The organism is Streptomyces sp. NPDC005393 (assembly GCF_040606675.1).
Classification (GTDB): Bacteria; Actinomycetota; Actinomycetes; order Streptomycetales; family Streptomycetaceae; genus Streptomyces.
In genome coordinates this window covers 1-18827 of sequence record NZ_JBEXFG010000009.1, presented here as the reverse complement: position 1 = coordinate 18827, position 18827 = coordinate 1, and the positions used below count along the sequence as shown (strand labels likewise).

Sequence of the window (18827 nt, the reverse complement as noted above, 5' to 3'; positions counted from 1 at the left end):
ACCGGGTGTATCGGGTATGGCGGGTGGGCCGCGAGTGGTCGCGGGCGTGCTCGCGAGAGTTCGCGGGCGCATCGCGGACGCGTGCGCCACGGATGCGCCTATCGCGGCCCGGGGCCGGCCGGGGCGCGGGTGCTCAGGCTCCGTGAGATTACCCCGCCTGGTCCGGACCGCCGGAGCGGGGGCACGGGCAGGGGTGGTGCGCCGGGGGGCGCGAGGGGCGCGTGGGCGCCGGGCATCAGCCTCGGCCGTCCGCGGCCCCGCTCGGTGTGTCGGCCCCGAGTCGGCGTGTCAGCCCCAGTCGGAGTACGTGGGGTAGACGTTGAAGCCCTCGGGCTCCGCCATCCGGTCGGGGACGCCGTCGAGGTCCTCGGCGAGCAGGCTCCAGACGATGAGGTCGGTGCGCAGATCCGTCCAGCCGCCGTCCTCCGTCTGGGTGCGGGCTATCCCGGCGTTGCGCAGCACTCCCTCGCTGATGCAGCCGATCTTCTGGGCGACCTGCTGGGAGGCGGTGTTGTTGGCGGCGGTGCGCAGTTCGAGCCGCTCGAACTTCTGGTCCTGGAACAGCCAGCGGGCGACGGCCAGCACCGACTCCGAGGCATAGCCCTCGCCCCGCGCCCAGGGGGCGGTGACATAGCTGACCTCGGTGGCCAGTATCTGCCAGTCGGTATTGCGCAGATGGACGATTCCGACGAGCCGCTGGGTGAGGAATTCGGCGACCGCGAAGACGATTCCGCGCCCCGTGGTCCGTTCGGCCGGGGCGAGCCGCAGCGCCTGGTCGCGGGCGTCCCGCGAGCCGTACGGCTGGGGGACCCTGGTCCACGCGATGACGAGTTCGTCGTTCATCATCTCCGTGAGCGCGGGTACGTCCGCTTCCTCGAACGGGCGCAGCACCAGCCGTTCCGTGCTGATGGAGATGTCCGGGAAGGTGGATGTCATGCGCCGCTCCGTAACCGGGAGGTCGTGTCAGGGCTGTAGAGACGCCCAGCATGCAGCATCAGCCAGGCGAAATGCAGCACGGGGTGGCGAAGCGGGAGGCTCCGCATCCGATCGTGGACCGGGTGCGGAGCCTCCCGCTGGAGCTCTGTGTGCTTCTTTTTCGGTCAGAACGACGCGAGGACGGAACCGTCGTACTTGTCCTTGATGAACTTCTTCACCTGGGGGGAGGTGAGGAGCTTGGCGAGCTTCTTCACCCGCGGGTCGTCCTCGTTGCCCTTCTTCACGGCCAGGAAGTTGCCGTACGGGTTGTTCGTGGGCGACTCCAGGACCAGGGCGTCCTTGGCGGGCTTGAGGTCGGCCTCGATGGCGTAGTTGCCGTTGATGACCGCGGCGTCCACATCGTCGAGGGAGCGCGGCAGCTGCGCGGCCTCCAGTTCCTTGAACTTCAGGTTCTTGGGGTTGGCGGCGATGTCCTTCGGGGTGGCCTCGTTGCCGACGCCGTCCTTGAGCTTGATGACCTTGTTCGCGGCCAGCAGCTTCAGCGCGCGGGCCTCGTTCACCGTGTCGCTCGGGACGGCCACGGTGGCGCCCTTCTTGAGGTCGTCGGCCTTCTTCACCTTGTGCGAGTAGAGGCCGAGCGGCTCCAGGTGCACGGTGACGACGGGCACGATGTCCGTGCCCTTCTTCTTGTTGAAGTCGTCCAGGAACGGCTGGTTCTGGAAGTAGTTGGCGTCGACCGAACCGTCCTGGGTGGCGATGTTCGGCGTGTTGTAGTCGGTGAACTCCTTGACCTCGAGCTTGAGGCCCGCCTTGTCGGCCAGGTGGTCCTTGACGTAGGCGAGTATCTCCGCGTGCGGAACGGGGCTCGCGGCGACGACGAGCGGGCCGCTCGCGCTCTTCGCGGAGTCCGGACCGCAGGCGGCGAGGCCCAGTGCGAGGGCACCGGCGGCGAGGACGGTGGTGACGGTCTTGGTGGTGTTACGCACGAAAAGTGCCTTTCTTCATGGGCGCACGAATCCGCTACGGGTGCGGAAGCGGAATGCGGGGATGTGGTGTGTGGGGTGGGGTGGTGGGGCTCAGGGGACCTTGGTCGGCTCCGCGGGCTCTATGTCGGCGGGCCGGGCGGCCGGAGCCGGGGCCGTCGCGGGCTTCCCGGCCCGCGGGGCGCTCCGCAGCAGCACCAGCCGGGGGGCGGCCGAGGGGCGGCCGCGGTGCGAGAGGCCGCGCGCGGCGAGATCGCCCGCGAACTGGATGACGGAGATGACCACCGCGAGGATGGCGACCGTGATCCACATCAGCTCGGTCTCGAACCGCTGGTAGCCGTAGCGGATGGCGAGGTCACCGAGGCCGCCCGCGCCGACCGTGCCGGCCATCGCCGAGTAGCCGATGAGCGCGACGATGGTGGTGGTCGCGCTGGAGATCAGCGACGGCAGCGCCTCGGGCAGCAGCACCTTGCGTACGACGGTCCAGGTGGAGCCGCCCATCGCCTGCACGGCCTCGACGAGCCCGCCGTCCACCTCGCGCACCGAGGTCTCCACGAGCCGCGCGAAGAAGGGGATGGCGCCGATCGCCAGAGGCACGATCGCCGCCTCGGGGCCGATGGTGGTGCCCACGATCCAGCGGGTGAAGGAGATCAGCGCGACCATGAGGATGATGAACGGCAGCGAGCGCGCGATATTGACGACCTGGCCGACGACCTTGTTCACGACCACGTTCTGCAGGACGCCGCCACGGTCGGTGAGCACCAGCAGCACCCCGAGCGGCAGTCCGCCGACGACCGCGATCAGCGCCGACCAGCCGACCATGTAGAGCGTGTCCCAACAGGCCTGCTCCAGCAGGGGCTCCATCTCGGACCAGGTCACTTGGCGCCCTCCTTGAGCAGCTGATGCGTGGTTGCGCGCGGGCCGTCGGCGACCGCCGCCACATCGACCCGGAGCCCCTGCTCCCGCAGAAAGCCGATCGGCACGACGTTCTCCTCGAACCGGCCGGGCAGCTCGATCCGCATCCGTCCGACCTGGTTGCCGCCGACGGTGTCCATCGCGGCGCCCAGGATCGAGATGTCGATGTTGTACGTACGGGACAGCTGGGAGATGACCGGCTTGGCGGCGGCCTCGCCCTGGAAGGTGACGTCGACCACCGTGCGGTCGTCGCCCGAGGGCACCCCGCCGACCGGGAACAGCTCCTGCGCCAGCTCGGAGCCGGGCGTGGCCAGCAGATCGGCGACCCGTCCGGACTCCACGATCCGCCCGCCGCGCATCAGCGCCGCCGAGTCGCAGATCGTCTTGACGACGTCCATCTCGTGAGTGATCAGCAGCACGGTCAGGCCGAGCTGCTGGTTCAGGTCGCGCAGCAGCTGGAGGATCGAGCGGGTGGTCTCGGGGTCGAGCGCGGAGGTCGCCTCGTCCGACAGCAGCACCTGGGGGTCGCCCGCGAGCGCGCGGGCGATGCCGACGCGCTGCTTCTGGCCGCCGGACAGCTGGGCCGGGTACGCCTTGGCCTTGTCGCCGAGGCCCACCAGCTCCAGCAGGTCCAGGGCCTTGCGGGTGCGCTCCTTGCCGGAGACGCCGAGGATCTCCAGCGGCAGCTCGACGTTGTCCCGCACGGTGCGTGAGGAGAGCAGGTTGAAGTGCTGGAACACCATGCCGATACGGCTGCGCGCCTGGCGCAGCGCGGATCCGGCGCGATGGCCGCGCCCGGCGAGCGCGGTGAGGTCCTGGCCGGCCACGGTGACCGTGCCGGAGGTGGGGCGCTCCAGCAGGTTGACGCAGCGGATGAGGGTGGACTTTCCGGCGCCGCTCTGACCGACGACGCCGTACACCTCGCCCTCGCGGACATGCAGACCGACGCCGTCGAGGGCGGTGACCTCGCGGCCTCGTGAGCGGTAGACCTTGGTCAGGTCCGTAGTGGTGATCACAGGGTTTCCGTCACTGTTGAGTGCACGGCGGCGGGTGCCACCGGACACGGTTCGTTCATTGCGGAACGCGGCAGGGCGGACCCGAGGGGTGCGCGGCGGGTGGACGCGGCTTCGGGTTCCGGTGACGCGGGGCGGCGCGATCCGGCGCACGGACGCGCGGTTCCGGCTCAGCGGGTCTCGCTTCGGGGCGCGAGGCTCAAGCAGGGGCCCTCAGCAGTCACACATTCGACACAGACAACGAGCACCGGGCGTCTGGATCGCCTCGGTCGCAGGGATGCGGCAGCTCGTCGTGGTCATGGCTGCAAGTAAACCAGACACCACCACGGACCGATCAACCCTGTCCGCACGCGGACAGGGTTGATCGGTCCGTGGACGGTCGCGGGCGGGCGGCTCAGATCCCCGCGATGATCTCCACTCCCCCGTCGACGGCCTGTGCCGACACGGCCGACAGGTCCTCGACCACGACATCGGCGATCAGGTCGTCCCGGGTGGTCGTTGTGGTCAACGCCACGGTCCGCATTCCGGCCGCGCGGGCCGCCGCCAGCCCTGCCGGGGCGTCCTCGAAGACGACACAGCGGGCCGGGTCGACCCCCAGCCGCTCGGCGGCCAGCAGAAACGGCTCGGGGTCCGGCTTGCCCCGGGTGATGTCGTCCGCGGTGATCAGCATCCGCGGGCGTATGTCCACCTCGGCCAGGCGGGCCTCGGCCAGCTTGCGATTGGCGGAGGTCACCACGGCCCAGCGCCCGGCGGGCAGCGACGCCAGCAGCTCGGCCGTGCCGGGGAGCAGCTTCACCCCGCCCGGTACGTCCTCGACCTCCAGCTCGTCGATGCGCGCCCGGGCCTCCGCGACCCGGTCGGCGGGAAGCAGATCGCCGATGATGTCGTTGGCGGGGCGGCCGTGCAGCTCGACCCGGGCGAAGTCCTCCGCGGTGATGCCGTACTCCCCGGCCCATTGGGTCCAGCAGCGCAGGACCGACTCCATGGAGGAGACAAGGGTTCCGTCGTTGTCGAACAGCAGCACGTCAGCGGAGATCTTCATAACGCGCAGCGTACGTGGGGTGGCGGGGCCGATCGCAACGCGGTCATTCGGGCCGATTACAGTCGTCTCATGCTTGTCACCCCCTGTGTGCGCCGCCCCCGTATGCGCCGCCGCGCCGCGCGGAGGTTCCGTTGATCGACGCGCTGACGGTCGCGCTCGGTGTGACCGCGCTCCTGCTCGCCGCGTGGTGCGGTTTCGCCGCCTACCGCGACCAGCCCACCAAGGACTGGCACTTCATCGGCATGGCCGTGGTGGCCCTGCTGGCGATCGCGCAGTTGGTCATAGGGATCGTGCGGCTGGCGGGCGGGGACAACCCCGAGCAGGGTGTGGCGATCTTTGTGGCGTATCTGATCGGTTCCGCGCTCGCGGTGCCGATCGCGGCGTTCATGTCGCTGGCCGAGCGGACCCGTTGGGGGTCGGCGACGGTCGCCGCGGCGGCCGTGGTGCTGGCCGTGCTCGAAGTGCGGCTGTACGACATCTGGGGAGGCACCAGTGGTTGAGTCCACGGAATCGGCTTCGCGCACCGGGCTCGGCCAGGGGCCGGGGCGGCTGCTGGTGATGCTCTACGGGGTGTTCACCGTCGCGGCCGCGTCCCGCTCGGTCTACCAGCTGATCGCCCAGTACCACGAGGCGCCGCTCGCCTACATCCTCTCGGCGGTCTCCGCCGTGGTCTACGCCTTCATCACGGTCTCGCTGGTACGCGGCGGCGAGGGCGCGCGCAAGGCGGCGATGGTGTGCTGCGCGGCGGAGCTGCTGGGCGTGCTGACGATCGGCACCTGGACGCTGCTGGAGCCGTCCGCCTTCCCCGACCAGACCGTGTGGTCGGACTACGGCATGGGCTATCTCTTCATCCCGATCTTCCTGCCGGTCACCGGCCTGATCTGGCTGCGCCGGTCCCGACGGGGCTGACCGCCCGGGCGGCTGTGGTGGCGGCGCCTCACCCACCCCGCCTCTTCCCGCAGCGTCGATATGCGGCTCCGCCCCGTGGGGCACCCCGGACCCCCGCACGCCCTCCGGGCGTGTCCTCAACCGCCGGACGGGCTGGAAAACCCCGTCCGGCGATTGACCTCGTCAGACCACGGCCTACGCGCTGGCCGCGTACGCCGTCGCGCTCGCGTCCTTCTCCAGCGTGACCAGGGACAGCCTGCGGTTGACCTCTTCCGTGCCGACCTGGGCGTAGCCGTACTTGCGGTACAGCCGCAGATTGCCCTCGCTGCGATGGCCGGTGAACAGCCGGTACCGCTTGGCGTCCCGCTCCTCCGTCAGCCGCTCCTCGATCGCCGCGAGCAGCCGCCCGCCCAGACCGTGCCGCTGCATCCGCGGGTGCACGATCAGCTTGGCGATCGCGGCGGTGCCCTTCTCGTCGACGATGCCGCGGACCGAGCCGACGACCTCCTCGCCGAGCCGGGCCACGAGCACGCAGCCCTCGCCCAGCTCGGCGCGCAGGTCGTCGAGCGACTGCGTCAGCGGTTCGATCGAGTAGTCCCCGTAGAGCTCGGCCTCGCCCTGATAGCACAGATACTGCAGCTTGAGGATCTGCTCGGCGTCGTCCGCGGTCGCCGCGGAGATGGTCACGCTCATGCCCATGTGCGCATGCCTCCCCTTTTCTCGGTCCACCGGTCGCGTCGAGGGTAAGGGGGCGACCGGGGTTCATGGCCTGGGTGGAGTGGTCGCGTGGTCCGCGGCCGCCTCCGAGGCGCCGATTGTCTAACGCTCCTTTCCCCACTGTTCAGGAGCCGCAATCTCCGCCGTGAGCATTCTGCGCAGGCAACCCAGACATCGGGAACGTACCGGGCCAAGACTGCCCTGTGAGATACCCAACTCACCTGCAATCTCGCGGTAGGTCGGGTCGGTGCGGGAGAGCATCGCCCCCAGCAGCCGGGGGCAGCGCCCCGGCAGCCGGCGCACCGCGGCGCGCAGCGTCCGGCAGGTCTCGGCGATGAGCACCGCGTGCTCGGCGGGGCGGGGCTCGGGTCCGCTGGGCGGGCCGTCGCCCACCGGGTCGTACGGCACCTCGCGGCGCGCCCGCCGCCTGGCCCCGCGCACCTCGGCCCGTACGGCGCCGCGCAGCCAGCGGGCGGGGTGGGGCGGCGGGCCGGTGTCGCGGGTGCGTTCGAGCAGCCGTAACCAGACCGCCTGTTCGAGTTCGGCGGGTTCGACGCCCACGCCGTGCGCCTCGGCCGCCGCCTCGGCGGCCAGCAGCGGGCCCAGTTGCTTCACAAGGTCCATGCCGGGCGGGACGAGGCCGGGCCGCGGGGCGGTTGCCCGTCCCGCGGTCTCTCACCCGACCGGGTAGCCGCCGGGACGGACCTTGACAGGCGTCGTCCCGGCAGCCCGGACTCACTGGCCCTTGAGGAAGTCCTCCCGTGCGAGGAGGGCGGTGTCCGCGTTGTCGGAGAAGATTCCGTCAATTCCGGTCGCGAAGTACGCCTTGAACGCACCGAAGGCGTCACCGTAGGCATTGGGATCGGTGCCGCGGCGGAAGTCGGCCGGCAGGAAGGTGTTCTCGTTGCGCATGGTGTACGGGTGGAGGACGAGCCCCGCCGCATGCGCGTCCTTGACCACAGTGGTCGGCGTCCCGAGCTTGCCGTCGGGGGTCCGCGGGATGATCACCGACAGATCGGGGCCGATGCCCTGGGCGAAGCTCGCGATCCACTTCAGCCCCTCGGGCTTGACGAGGTCCGCGACCGTGCGGGGGTCGTTCGCCTCGACGAAGTCATAGGGCCGGCTGTTGAGGGTGGACAGCAGCACGACCGCCGGGGTGGCGACCAGCTTGCGCAGCCGCTGGATGCTGCTCGGCTCGAAGGACTGGAGGAAGAGCGCCGAGTCCTTCTTATGGCGGCCGTACTTACGGAGGATCTTGGCCACCGGCTCCTCGAGCCCGAGCCCGAGCTTGCGGAAGTAGGTGGGGTGCTTGGTCTCGACGTACAGCCAGACCCGGCGGCCCCGCTTGCGGCCCTCGCGCTCGGCCCACTGGAGCACCTCTTCGAACGTGGGCACCTCCCAGCGCCCGTCGTAGAGGGTGTTGCGCTGGCGGGTGCCCGGAATGCGCTCCTTGGCGCGCAGCGTCTTCAGCTCGGCGAGCGTGAAGTCCTCGGTGAACCAGCCGGTCAGCTTGGTGCCGTCGACCGTCTTGGTGGTCTTGCGGTCGGCGAACTCCGGGTGCGCGGAGACATCCGTGGTGGCCGTGATGTCGTTCTCGTGGCGGCAGACCAGATGGCCGTCCTTGGTGGGGACGAGGTCCTGCTCGATGATGTCCGCACCCATGTCCAGTGCGAGCTGGTACGAGCCGAGGGTGTGCTCGGGCCGGTAGCCGCTGGCGCCACGGTGGCCGATCACGGTGGGCACCGGCAGCTCATGGCCCCGGCCGGACGTCCCGCCGGCCGCGCCCGCGGCCGTGCCCGAACCCGCGGCCGCCGCCGTGCCGGCCCCGCCCAGCGCCATCGCTCCCGCGCCGAGGGCCGCGGCCCCCAGCAGGGCGCGCCGCCCGGGCTGTTGCTCCCGCTCCATGAGCACTCCTCGCTCTGTGGTCAACATCTGTCAAAACCTGTCAGAGGACGGGCTGATGGTAGGCGCGAGCCCCTTTCGTACGGGAGACGTCGGACGAAACGCGGGGGAAACGCATATCAACACCGCGTACCAGGTGGGTGAACCCGGTGTGCGCCGGGGCGGAACCGGCGAGTATCGTCCTCATCGGCGCAAGTGTGCGGTGCGGGGTATTGACCGTACGCCGGACGCTCCAGACCTGACCCCGACCGGAGGGCCCGTTGTCCCGATTCGCGTTTCTGAAGGCAGTACTCGCTCCGCTGATGCGCCTGATGTTCCGCCCACGGGTCGAGGGGGCCGAGGGCATTCCGGGCTCGGGCCCGGTGATCCTCGCCGGGAACCATCTCACCTTCATCGACTCGATGATCCTCCCGCTGGTCTGTGACCGTCAGGTCTTCTTCATCGGCAAGGACGAGTATGTGACGGGCAAGGGGCTCAAGGGCCGGTTGATGGCCTGGTTCTTCATCGGCGTCGGCATGATCCCGGTGGACCGGGACGGCGCGCGCGGCGGGGTCGCCGCGCTCATGACCGGCCGCCGGGTGCTCGAAGAGGGCAAGGTCTTCGGCATTTACCCCGAGGGCACCCGCTCCCCCGACGGCCGGCTCTACCGCGGCCGCACCGGTATCGCCCGGCTCGCGCTGATGACCGGCGCCCCCGTGGTGCCGTTCGCGATGATCGGCACCGACCGGATCCAGCCGGGCGGCAAGGGGCTGCCCCGGCCGGGCCGGGTGCGGGTCCGCTTCGGCGAGCCGCTGGAGTTCACCCGCTACGAGGGCATGGACCGCGACCGCTATGTGCTGCGGGCGGTGACCGACGAGGTGATGAGCGAGGTCATGCGCCTCTCCGGCCAGGAGTACGTGGACATGTACGCCACCAAGGCGAAGGCCGCCGCCTGACGTCCCGGCAGGCGTTGCTACCCGCTGGTCACCAGCGGATCCAGCCACTATGGTGCGGCGAGTGACCACGACGACCGTGCCCTCCCCCGACTTCGTCTCCCTGCGGGGTCGGCGGTTCGCCCTCACCGACTTCGGCGGGCCCGGCACCCCGGTTCTCACCCTCCACGGCCACTTCGGCCGGGGCCGGATGTACGCGCCCCTGGCCGCCGCCCTCGCCCCCGCCCGGCGCGTGATCGCCCTCGATCAGCGGGGGCACGGGCTGACCGGGGGCGGCGGGCCCTTCACCCTGGACGAGTACGTGGCCGACGCCGCCGCCCTGCTGCGCGAGCTGCGTCTGGGGCCGGTCCCGGTCGTCGCCCACTCCACCGGCGGGGTCGGCGCGTACGCGCTCGCCGCCCGTCACCCGGAGCTGGTCGGCGCGCTGGTCATCGAGGACATCGGCGCCGTCACGGACCGCCCGGTGGTCAACCACCCCGTGCTCGATGTCTCCTCCTGGCCGACCTGGGCGGTCGACCGGGAGCGGCTGCGCACGGAGATCGAGTCCCGGGGCATCCCCGACGCCTCGTACTTCCTGGACAGCGCCGAGCCGGACCGCCAAGCGGGCGGCTGGCGACTGCTGTTCGAACCGTCCCACATGATGGCGTCCCAGCACGCGATGTGCGGGGACTTCTGGGACGACTGGCTGGGCTCCTCCTGCCCCGCTCTGCTGATGCGCGGTGAGCACAGCCCGCTGCTGCCGCCCGGCCACGCCCACGAGATGGCGACCCGCCGGCCGAACACCACGCTGCGGGAGTTCGCGGGCTGCGGACACTGGATCCACGACGACGCCCCTCGGGAGTTTGCGCGGGCGGTCGGTACGTTCCTGGGTGCGCTGTAGTTCCGCGTCTCCCCGTCCCCCGGCGCGCCCTCCGGGCGTGGCCTCAATCGCCGGCCGGGCTGGATGGGACTGATGTGAGCCCATGCCTGACCGCCGCCGGAATGTGCCGCCGGGCCGGGGGCAAGCGCCGGGGGACCGAGGGGCCAGGGCTCCGTCGGCCCTGAGCCGTCAGCACCAGGGGAGCTGGGCCCGGTGCCGCCAGTAGGTCTCCGGCGGCTCGGACACCTCCCCGAGCAGGGCCAGCCGGCGCTCGTCCAGACGCAGCCCGGCTGCGGCGAGGTTGGAGCGCAGCTGGTCGGTGGTGGCCGCGCCGGAGAGCACGACGCTCACCCACGGCCGATGGAGGACGGCGGCGAGAGCGACCGCGTCCACGGTGGCGCCCGTCTCCTCGGCGACCCGGCGCAGCGCGGGCGGCGGCTGCTGGTCGGCCGCGGTGAGCCGTCCGTTGGCCACCGCCTCCTTGACGATGACCGCCCGCCCCGCCTCATGGGCCTCGGCGAGCGCCGCCCCGGCCGAGGGCTCCAGCAGGTTGTAGGTGGTCTGGAAGGTGCGGAAGAGCGGCCGGCCGTCGACCTCGACGCCGAGCGCGGCACGGATCGCCTCGGCCTGGCGGGGCCCGCTGGTGGAGATGCCGACCGTCACGCCCTCGGCCGCGAGCCGCGCCAGCCGCTCGTGGAGCGCGCGGTCGGTGAGGGCCGGGCTGTCGGGGGTCACCGAGTGGATCTGGTAGAGGTCCAGCCGGTCGCCGAGCAGCGCGTCGGTCAGCCCGCGCTGCCGCTCGTACGTCGTGACGCCATGGTCCTTGACCTCGTGCGTCTCGGCGTCCGTACGCCAGTCCGCGACGTAGGTGTAGCCCCATTTGCTGCCGACCACCGCATCCCGGGCGTCCGGCCGCTCCCGCAGCCAGTCGGCGAGGAACTCCTCCGCCCGGCCGTACGAGCGCGCCGCGTCCAGATAGCGCACGCCGTGCGCGTACGCGGCGTCCAGCAGCTCATGGCTGCGCTGCCGCATCGCCTCCACGGTGCGCTCGGCCGGGAGGTCCTTGTCCCGGCCGAGCGTGATGTAGCCGGGGCGGCCGACCGCGGCCAGGCCGAGCCCGATCCTGGCCGCGGGGGTGGTGCTCTGCGCGAGGCGCGCGAAACCCATGTCGTACCTGCTCTCAGCTCTTGGCGTTGGCCCACTCGTACTGGGCGGCCAGATCGGCCTTGACCTCGGCGAGCTGGGCGGCCACCGCCGAGGGGGCGGTGCCGCCGCGGCCGTTGCGGGAGGCGAGCGCGCCCGGCACATTGAGGACGCCACGGACCTCGGGGGTCAGATGCGGGGAGATCTTCGCGAACTGCTCATCGGTCAGCTGGTCCAGCTCGATGCCCGTCCGCTCGCACTCCTTGACGCACTCGCCCGCGACCTCGTGCGCCACCCGGAACGGCACGCCCTGCCGGACCAGCCACTCCGCGATGTCGGTGGCGAGCGAGAACCCGGCCGGGGCCAGCTCCTCCATGCGCTCACGGTTGACGGTCAGCGTCGCCATCATGCCGGTGAAGGCCGGAAGCAGCACCTCCAGCTGGTCGCAGGAGTCGAAGACCGGCTCCTTGTCCTCCTGGAGGTCGCGGTTGTACGCGAGCGGCAGCGCCTTCAGGGTGGCCAGCAGCCCGGTGAGGTTGCCGATGAGCCGGCCGGACTTGCCGCGCGCGAGCTCGGCGATGTCCGGGTTCTTCTTCTGCGGCATGATCGACGACCCGGTGGAGAAGGCGTCGTGGAGGGTCACGAAGGAGAACTCCTTCGTGTTCCAGATGATGATCTCCTCCGCGATGCGGGAGAGATCGATGCCGATCATCGCGGTGATGAACGCGAACTCGGCGACGAAGTCACGGGAGGCCGTGCCGTCGAGCGAGTTGGCGGACGAGCCCCGCTCGAAGCCGAGGTCGGCGGCGACCGCCTCCGGGTCGAGCCCCAGCGAGGACCCGGCCAGCGCGCCCGAGCCGTACGGCGAGACGGCCGTCCGCTCGTCCCACTGCCGCAGCCGCTCCGCGTCCCGGGACAGCGCCTGGACATGGGCGAGGACATGGTGCGCGAAGAGCACCGGCTGGGCGTGCTGCAGATGCGTACGGCCGGGCATCGCGACATCCGGATGCGCCTCCGCGAGCCCCACCAGCGCCTCCTGGAGGTCGGCGATCAGCCCGCCGATGATCCGGGCGTGGTCGCGCAGATACATCCGGAAGAGGGTGGCGATCTGGTCGTTCCGGGACCGGCCGGCCCGCAGCTTGCCGCCGAGGTCCGGGCCGAGCCGCTCCAGCAGCCCGCGCTCCAGGGCGGTGTGCACATCCTCGTCGGCGATGGTGCCGGTGAACGCGCCGGAGGCCACATCGGCCTCCAGTTGGTCCAGCCCCGCCAGCATCCGCTCCAGCTCATCGGCCGTGAGCAGCCCGGCGGTGTGGAGCACCCGGGCGTGGGCACGGGACCCGGCGATGTCGTACGGCGCCAGGCGCCAGTCGAAGTGCACGGAGGCGCTCAGCTTCTCCAGTGCCTCGGACGGCCCGTCGGCGAAGCGGCCGCCCCAGAGCCGGACGTCACCGCTGTTGCCGTTGCTCACGCTGTTGCTCCTCAAGGCTGTGGGTGTGCGACCGCCTCCCCGCCGCATGGCGGGGAGGCGGCTTCGTTACGTCTGCCCCGCAGGCTACTGCTGGAGATCCCGCTTGGCGGCGATCTTGCTGGACATGCCGAAGATCTCGATGAAGCCCTTCGACAGCGACTGGTCGAAGGTGTCGCCGGTGTCGTAGGTCGCCAGGTTGAAGTCGTACAGCGACTGCTCCGACTTCCGCCCGGTGACGACGGCCCGGCCGCCGTGCAGCGTCATCCGGATCTCACCGGAGACCTGCTCGTTCGCCTCGGCGATGAAGCCGTCCAGCGCGCGCTTGAGCGGCGAGAACCACAGACCGTCGTAGACCAGCTCGCCCCAGCGCTGCTCGACCTGCCGCTTGTAGCGGGCCAGCTCGCGCTCGACCGTGACGCTCTCCAGCTCCTGGTGGGCGGTGATCAGCGCGATGGCGCCCGGTGCCTCGTAGATCTCCCGGGACTTGATCCCGACGAGCCGGTCCTCGACCATGTCGATCCGCCCGACGCCCTGCGCGCCGGCCCGCTCGTTGAGCTGCTGGACGGCCTGCAGCACGGTCACCGGCTGACCGTCGACCGCCACCGGAACGCCCTGCTTGAAGGTGATGATCACCTCATCGGCGTCCCGGGGGGTGGCCGGGTTGGAGGTGTACTCGTACACGTCCTCGATCGGCCCGTTCCAGATGTCCTCCAGGAAGCCGGTCTCCACGGCCCGCCCGAAGACGTTCTGGTCGATCGAGTACGGCGACTTCTTGGTGGTCGCGATCGGCAGGCTCTTCGCCTCGCAGAACGCGATGGCCTTGTCCCGCGTCATCGCGTAGTCCCGGACCGGCGCGATGCACTTCAGGTCGGGTGCGAGCGAGGAGATCCCCGCCTCGAACCGCACCTGATCGTTCCCCTTGCCGGTGCAGCCGTGCGCGACCGTCGTGGCCCCGTGCTTCCTGGCGGCGGCGACCAGGTGCTTCACGATCGTCGGCCGCGAGAGCGCCGACACCAGTGGGTAGCGGTCCATGTACAGTGCGTTGGCCTTGATCGCCGGAAGGCAGTACTCGTCCGCGAACTCGTCCTTCGCGTCCGCGACCTCCGCCTCCACGGCCCCGCAGGCGAGCGCGCGCTTGCGAATCACGTCCAGGTCCTCGCCGCCCTGGCCGACATCCACGGCAACGGCGATGACCTCGGCGCCCGTCTCCTCCGCGATCCAGCCGATCGCGACGGAGGTGTCCAGGCCGCCCGAGTAGGCGAGTACGACGCGCTCGGTCACGGGTTTCTCCTTACGGTCCATGCACTGACTGGTATAAGTATGCACTGCACCGTATGTTTCGTCAACGCGGCAGGTGGAGCGAGCCTCACACCCCGGCGGGCACCGTCTTCCTGATCGCGGGGGCCAGGTCCTCAAGGGCCTGGACATCGCCGTACTTCCCCGGAATGGTCACCTCGACGTAGACCTTCCGGAGCGCGGTGGTGCATCGGTAGCGCCCGTCCCGCGGACCCTCCAGCATCCAGTCCACCCCGCCGAGCCGCGCCCCCGGCGCCCTGGGGTTGTTCATCTCCTCGGGCCGCACCACGCCGCAGCGGAGCACGACGGCGGGATCTCCCCAGGCCGTGGTGAAGCGCGAGGCGGGCTCCGTCTCTCGGCGTTCGAGACCGGCCACGGAGTCGGGAACCTCGTCGAGCAGCGCATCACAGATGCGGGCCGCCGCCGCATCCGGCGCGGGAGGTACTACCTCCACCGCGTCGCCGGAAGAGGAGCAAGCCGTGGCGGCGAGGAGCAGGAGAGGGGTGAGCGACGCGGCGCGTAACGCGGGACGGCGGCGAGGAGTCATGCGAGGAAGCTATAAGGCGGCTTCTCCCCGAGACCGCCCCGGGTCCGCGGGCCTTCGACGTGCGGTCCGTGAGTGACGTTCATGAAGAATTGCCTCCCCCATTCACTTGCCGAGCGTTCAGCCAATTCCTATCGTGGCGTCAGGAGGTCTTCATGCCCGAGAACGATCAGGTACCGCACAGCGACACCAGCGGCGGCCGCCCCCGGCTCCAGCCGCTGTCCGAGGACGACTGGGATGCGAGGACGGGCGAGCTGCTCGCCGACGCTCCGCGCGATCCCCGGGGGCGGGTGGGCAACGTCTTCACCACCCTGGCCCGCCATCCCGAGCTGTATAACGCGTTCATGCCCTTCGGGCTCCAACTGCTCCGGAAGGGCCGGCTGCCGGGAAGGGTCCGCGAGCTGCTGATCCTGCGCACCTCGCACAACACCGGCGCCTCGTACGAGTGGGGACGCCACCTCCCGCTGGCCAAGGCCGCGGGCCTCACGGACGCCGACATCGAACGCGTCCCCCAGGGCCCGGACGCCCCCGGGTGGACGGACGTCGACCGGCATCTGATCCGGGCGGCCGACGAACTGCACGGCGACGCCCGGCTGTCCGACACCACCTGGGAGGCTCTCGCCGAGCACTTCGGCGAAGCGGACCTGATAGAGATCACCATGCTGGTGGGGCAATACCACATGGTGGCGTTCTTCCTGAACAGCGTCGGCGTGGAACTGGACCCGGGCTTCGACGCCACCGGGTTCGCGAAAGGAACTCCGAAGCATGGCTGAGAAGCGGGGGGCCGACTCCGCGGCCCGGCGGCTGGACGGCCGTAAGGTACTGGTGATCGGCGCGGGAACCCGTCCCGACGACGACCCCGAGTCGCCCGTCGGAAACGGCCGGGCCATCGCGGTGCTCACCGCTCGGGAGGGCGGGAGCGTGGCCTGCGCCGATGTGGCGGCCCAGGCTGCCGGTGTGACGGCCGGACTGGTCTCCGCCGAAGGCGTCAAGGGCATCGCGGTGGTGGGTGATGCCACGGACGCGGAGCAGTCGGCCGCGGTCGTCCACGAAGCGGCCCACGCGCTGGGCGGACTCGACGGGCTCGTGGTCAACGTCGGCGTCGGCCTCGGCGCCGGTTTGGAGGGTTCCTCCCCCGAGGACTGGGACCGGGTTCTCTCTCTCAATCTGCGGGCTCCGTTTCTGGCCGCCAAGTACGGGCTTCCGGCGCTGGCCGACGGAGGCTCGATCGTCTTCATCGGGTCCACGGCCGGGCTGCGTGCCGCCACCAACTCCCCCGCCTACGACAGTTCCAAGGCCGGACTGTTCGGCCTCGTCCGCCATGTCGCGAAGGAGGGGGCGGCCCGTGGGATACGCGCCAACCTCGTCGTCCCCGGGCTGATCGACACACCGATGGGCCGCCAGGCGTCGGCCAAGCGGGCCTCTCGGACAGCCTCGTTCGAGCGGATCCCGCTCGGGCGTCAGGGCACCGCGTGGGAGGTGGCGGAGGCCGTGACGTTCCTGCTCTCCGATCGCGCTTCCTACATCACGGGCCAGAGCCTGGTGGTGGACGGCGGGCTCAACGCGGTCTGACCGGCGGTACCAGGCCACCGATGCCCGCTCGGCCCGCCCCGTCCCGCGGTGCGGGCCCATCCCGCGGTGCGAGTCCGCCCCGTCCCGCGGTGCGGGCCCGCCACGTCCGCTCAGCCGGCGTCCGGCTCCGCCGCCAGCCCGAGGACGAGCGTCCGGTGGGCGGCACGCCCGATTTCCGCCAGAAGGGTTCGCGCCGGGTCCAGTTGGTACTGGAGCAGTACCCCGCGAGCGATGCTCTCCACAAGGAACGCCTGCGCGACGACATCGACATCCGGGCGGACGCTTCCGTCCGCGATGCCCCGGCGGATGTCGTCCTCGACGGCGGTGCGGACGAGGTTGAGATGTCCCGCCATCCTGCTCTGCATTCCGCCGGAATCGCCGGGGCTGCCGAGCGCCTCGACGAGGAGCACCAGCAGAGCCCGCGCCCGTACCCCCGGCGCGGGCTCCGCCAGGCGTACGAAGAACTGGTCGACTTTGGCCAGTACGGCCTCGAGCCCGCTCATCCGGTCGTACCCGGGCAGCGCCCGGAGCCGGTCGATGAACCCCTCGCGGATGTCGGTGACCACGGCTTCCACAAGCCCGGCCTTGGACGTGAAGTGGTAGTTGACCATCCCTCGGCTGACTCCGGCGCGGTCCCCGACCTCCTTGACCGTGAGCCCCCGGTAGCCCTCTTCCGCGAGGATCTCCAGCGCCGCGTCCAAAAGCCTGCGCCGGGAGGCCTCCCGCTGGTCATCACGCCTGGTCGGACGGCGCCCGGCCGCCGCGGTGGATTCGCTCATGGCGAGGTCAGTATGCCATCCGAGCGGCCGGAGGACGGGCGGGAGTCAGCGTCCTGTCGGGGACATCAGGTTCGGCGAGAACTCACGGCGGCCCGCCGTGGCACCCGCATCGACCGGCAGCACCACTCCGGTGATCCACGCGGCACGTCGGCCGGCCAGAAAGGCGACCGCCTCCCCGACGTCCCAGCCGCTGCCCGCCGACGGCGCTGGGGCAGGTCCATCGTCCGTTCCGGACCGCGGGCCGTCTTCTCGACGCGGCCGGTGCGTACGGGCTGCGCGGCGTGTACGACCTGGGGGACCTGTCCTGGCGAGTGGTCGTCGCCTCGGAACCCGAACTCTCCGAGCTGCTCCTCGACCGACACCTCCGGCCGCTGGCCGCGGAGGGTGAGTTCGTCGGGCTCATCGAGGAGTCCGTACGGGCCTATTTCGCACTGGGCCGGCACATCGGCGCCACGGCCGAGCGCCTGCACGTCCACGTCAACACCCTGCGTTACCGGCTCCAGCGCTTCGAGGAACTGACCGGGGCCCGCCTTGACTCACCGGACACCGTGGTCGAGATCAGCTGGGCACTCGCGGCTCGCGACGTACAGTCCGCCGCACCGCCCTCCGCCACGTTGGACTAGGCAGTGTCCTGGCGATCACGAGCGAAGCCAGATCATGACTCCGTTGATCACCTGCCGGTGATCCCGCCACCTGCCACAACGTCCGTTACTCACCGGCAGGAGCGGCCGAAGCCGCTCCCACTGAGCACCCGTCAGATCACCTCTGCATCCCACAGTCCTATCAACGAGTGGGCTGATCGTCAGGGCGCTGTCCAGAGCCGGTCGATGCCCCTGCACTGACCGCTGAATACGGTAAAGGGGCCGATTGAGAGCGAGGACGCGAAGACGTGGATGTGTATGAGGCCGTGGACAGTCGGCGGGCCGTGCGGGCGTTCAGCGATGAGCCGGTATCCAAAGAATCACTCGAACGAGTGCTGGCTGCAGCAATGCGGGCTCCGTCGAGCGGGAACCTCCAGCCGTGGCATGTATACGTCGTGTCCGGTGAACCCTTGGCCAAGCTGAAGAGGCGCGCGACGGCCAGGGCACTGGCGGGAGACTCGGGTGATGACCGGGAGTATCCGATGTACCCGGCCGACCTGCCCTCGCCGTATCTGGACCGCTTCTCCGCCGCGGCCGCCCAGCGGTACAAAGCGCTGGGAATCGAGCGCGACGACCCCGACAGACCCATGAAGATCGCTGCCTTGAACTCAGAGGCGTTCGGGGCGCCCGTCGTACTGTTCTGCTACCTCGACCGGACGATGGGCCCCGGACAGTGGGGGGACGCGGGGATGTACTTGCAGACGGTCATGCTGTTGCTGAGGGCGGAAGGGTTGCACAGCTGCCCCCAGGTGATGTGGACCATGTACCGCAAAACCGTCAGCGAGGCAGTCGGAGCCGATGACAGGCTCGTGCTGTTCTGTGGCGTCTCGGTGGGATTCGAGAAGGAAGGCGCGCCACGGCTGCGTACCGGGCGGGCGGACATGACGGAAACAGTGAGCTTCATCGGACTGTGATCGCGAGGCGGCCAAGATCCACAGGACATGCCCTAACGCAGAACGGGCGCGTTCCGAGCATTGTCAGAGCACACATCGACCGTCCTGCAACGCCACTTCATAGTGGGTGCACCTCGCCGACACACGGGCGGACTCTCGTCGACATACGACCCGGATGACACGAAGGACCGCCGGAACGCCGCCATACCGGGTCTTCAAAGTTGAGCGGTGCGGAGGTGTCCACGGGCTCGGCGGGTGGTAACGCAGCGTGTGCGTAGGCGCTGGTTGTCGGCGTTGCGGAACC

21 protein-coding genes and 2 pseudogenes are annotated in these 18827 nt (G+C 70.5%); 8 read left to right on the top strand and 15 right to left on the bottom strand.

The window, feature by feature from the left end:
* Positions 1 to 288 precede the first annotated feature (288 nt).
* The 5 genes from ABZS71_RS10900 to ABZS71_RS10880 form a co-directional block, all read right to left on the bottom strand.
* Positions 289 to 936: a GNAT family N-acetyltransferase gene (locus ABZS71_RS10900; RefSeq protein ID WP_355859323.1), complete on the bottom strand. Its 648-nt coding sequence runs from the start codon at positions 934 to 936 to the stop codon at positions 289 to 291.
* Positions 937 to 1100: 164 nt separating this feature from the next.
* Complete coding sequence (locus tag ABZS71_RS10895; RefSeq protein WP_356208889.1) at positions 1101 to 1922, bottom strand: MetQ/NlpA family ABC transporter substrate-binding protein; 822 nt, start codon at positions 1920 to 1922, stop codon at positions 1101 to 1103.
* A gap of 90 nt (positions 1923 to 2012) precedes the next feature.
* Positions 2013 to 2798, bottom strand: a complete 786-nt coding sequence (locus ABZS71_RS10890) for a methionine ABC transporter permease (protein ID WP_356208887.1) — start codon at positions 2796 to 2798, stop codon at positions 2013 to 2015.
* Complete coding sequence (locus ABZS71_RS10885; RefSeq protein WP_356208885.1) at positions 2795 to 3850, bottom strand: ATP-binding cassette domain-containing protein; 1056 nt, start codon at positions 3848 to 3850, stop codon at positions 2795 to 2797. Before ABZS71_RS10885 ends, ABZS71_RS10890 begins: the two co-directional genes overlap by 4 nt.
* A 391-nt stretch (positions 3851 to 4241) precedes the next feature.
* Positions 4242 to 4889 carry an HAD-IA family hydrolase gene (locus ABZS71_RS10880; protein ID WP_355859315.1) on the bottom strand — a complete coding sequence of 216 codons (648 nt, stop codon included), beginning with the start codon at positions 4887 to 4889 and terminating at the stop codon, positions 4242 to 4244.
* A 131-nt stretch (positions 4890 to 5020) separates the two neighbouring features.
* Here ABZS71_RS10880 and ABZS71_RS10875 point away from each other — a divergent pair, with 131 nt between their 5' ends.
* On the top strand, positions 5021 to 5389 hold the full coding sequence (locus ABZS71_RS10875; protein ID WP_355859313.1) for a hypothetical protein: 369 nt from the start codon (positions 5021 to 5023) through the stop codon (positions 5387 to 5389).
* Positions 5382 to 5798, top strand: a complete 417-nt coding sequence (locus ABZS71_RS10870) for a hypothetical protein (protein WP_355859311.1) — start codon at positions 5382 to 5384, stop codon at positions 5796 to 5798. Before ABZS71_RS10875 ends, ABZS71_RS10870 begins: the two co-directional genes overlap by 8 nt.
* A gap of 174 nt (positions 5799 to 5972) precedes the next feature.
* On the opposite strand, the gene ABZS71_RS10865 is transcribed toward ABZS71_RS10870, so the two are convergent.
* The 3 genes from ABZS71_RS10865 to ABZS71_RS10855 form a co-directional block, all read right to left on the bottom strand.
* Positions 5973 to 6476 carry a GNAT family N-acetyltransferase gene (locus tag ABZS71_RS10865; protein ID WP_355859309.1) on the bottom strand — a complete coding sequence of 168 codons (504 nt, stop codon included), beginning with the start codon at positions 6474 to 6476 and terminating at the stop codon, positions 5973 to 5975.
* A 120-nt stretch (positions 6477 to 6596) separates the two neighbouring features.
* Entirely contained in the window at positions 6597 to 7118 is a 522-nt protein-coding gene (locus ABZS71_RS10860) for a sigma-70 family RNA polymerase sigma factor (RefSeq protein ID WP_356208883.1), read from the bottom strand.
* A gap of 111 nt (positions 7119 to 7229) precedes the next feature.
* Positions 7230 to 8399, bottom strand: a complete 1170-nt coding sequence (locus tag ABZS71_RS10855; RefSeq protein WP_356208882.1) for a glycerophosphodiester phosphodiesterase — start codon at positions 8397 to 8399, stop codon at positions 7230 to 7232.
* Between the two features lie 257 nt (positions 8400 to 8656).
* Between ABZS71_RS10855 and ABZS71_RS10850 the strand changes: the two genes are divergently transcribed.
* Positions 8657 to 9331 carry a lysophospholipid acyltransferase family protein gene (locus tag ABZS71_RS10850; RefSeq protein ID WP_356208881.1) on the top strand — a complete coding sequence of 225 codons (675 nt, stop codon included), beginning with the start codon at positions 8657 to 8659 and terminating at the stop codon, positions 9329 to 9331.
* A gap of 49 nt (positions 9332 to 9380) precedes the next feature.
* A complete protein-coding gene (locus tag ABZS71_RS10845) occupies positions 9381 to 10208 on the top strand; it encodes an alpha/beta hydrolase (RefSeq protein WP_356208879.1) in 828 nt (275 codons plus the stop codon).
* A 168-nt stretch (positions 10209 to 10376) separates the two neighbouring features.
* Here ABZS71_RS10845 and ABZS71_RS10840 read toward each other — a convergent pair whose 3' ends face one another.
* The 4 genes from ABZS71_RS10840 to ABZS71_RS10825 all read right to left on the bottom strand — a co-directional run bounded on the left by ABZS71_RS10840 (position 10377) and on the right by ABZS71_RS10825 (position 14641).
* Positions 10377 to 11354: an aldo/keto reductase gene (locus ABZS71_RS10840; protein WP_356208878.1), complete on the bottom strand. Its 978-nt coding sequence runs from the start codon at positions 11352 to 11354 to the stop codon at positions 10377 to 10379.
* A 13-nt stretch (positions 11355 to 11367) separates the two neighbouring features.
* Positions 11368 to 12798 (bottom strand): argininosuccinate lyase, encoded by a 1431-nt coding sequence (gene argH / locus ABZS71_RS10835; RefSeq protein WP_356208877.1) that lies wholly within the window; start codon positions 12796 to 12798, stop codon positions 11368 to 11370.
* An 84-nt stretch (positions 12799 to 12882) separates the two neighbouring features.
* A complete protein-coding gene (locus ABZS71_RS10830; RefSeq protein WP_356208876.1) occupies positions 12883 to 14079 on the bottom strand; it encodes an argininosuccinate synthase in 1197 nt (398 codons plus the stop codon).
* Positions 14080 to 14164: 85 nt separating this feature from the next.
* Positions 14165 to 14641, bottom strand: coding sequence for a DUF3515 domain-containing protein (locus tag ABZS71_RS10825; protein ID WP_356208875.1), 477 nt, complete (start codon positions 14639 to 14641; stop codon positions 14165 to 14167).
* Positions 14642 to 14793: 152 nt separating this feature from the next.
* Here ABZS71_RS10825 and ABZS71_RS10820 point away from each other — a divergent pair, with 152 nt between their 5' ends.
* Positions 14794 to 15411, top strand: coding sequence for a carboxymuconolactone decarboxylase family protein (locus ABZS71_RS10820; RefSeq protein WP_356208873.1), 618 nt, complete (start codon positions 14794 to 14796; stop codon positions 15409 to 15411).
* The gene (locus ABZS71_RS10815) at positions 15404 to 16210 is read left to right on the top strand and encodes an SDR family oxidoreductase (protein ID WP_356208872.1); all 807 of its coding nucleotides are present in this window, start codon (positions 15404 to 15406) and stop codon (positions 16208 to 16210) included. Before ABZS71_RS10820 ends, ABZS71_RS10815 begins: the two co-directional genes overlap by 8 nt.
* Positions 16211 to 16320: 110 nt before the next feature.
* Here the strand turns inward: ABZS71_RS10815 and ABZS71_RS10810 are convergent, their stop codons facing one another.
* Both ABZS71_RS10810 and ABZS71_RS10805 read right to left on the bottom strand, forming a co-directional pair.
* Positions 16321 to 16989 (bottom strand): TetR/AcrR family transcriptional regulator, encoded by a 669-nt coding sequence (locus tag ABZS71_RS10810; protein WP_356208871.1) that lies wholly within the window; start codon positions 16987 to 16989, stop codon positions 16321 to 16323.
* A 45-nt stretch (positions 16990 to 17034) separates the two neighbouring features.
* A pseudogene (locus ABZS71_RS10805) lies at positions 17035 to 17172 on the bottom strand (oxidoreductase); the annotation flags it as partial.
* Between the two features lie 98 nt (positions 17173 to 17270).
* On the opposite strand from ABZS71_RS10805, the gene ABZS71_RS10800 reads away from it, so the two are divergent.
* On the top strand, positions 17271 to 17612 hold the full coding sequence (locus tag ABZS71_RS10800) for a helix-turn-helix domain-containing protein (protein WP_356208869.1): 342 nt from the start codon (positions 17271 to 17273) through the stop codon (positions 17610 to 17612).
* 18 nt (positions 17613 to 17630) lie between these two features.
* Here ABZS71_RS10800 and ABZS71_RS10795 read toward each other — a convergent pair.
* Positions 17631 to 17765: pseudogene (locus ABZS71_RS10795) on the bottom strand (IS5/IS1182 family transposase); the annotation flags it as partial.
* A 113-nt stretch (positions 17766 to 17878) separates the two neighbouring features.
* Here ABZS71_RS10795 and ABZS71_RS10790 point away from each other — a divergent pair.
* Positions 17879 to 18544 (top strand): nitroreductase, encoded by a 666-nt coding sequence (locus ABZS71_RS10790; protein WP_356208868.1) that lies wholly within the window; start codon positions 17879 to 17881, stop codon positions 18542 to 18544.
* Positions 18545 to 18827 lie beyond the last annotated feature (283 nt).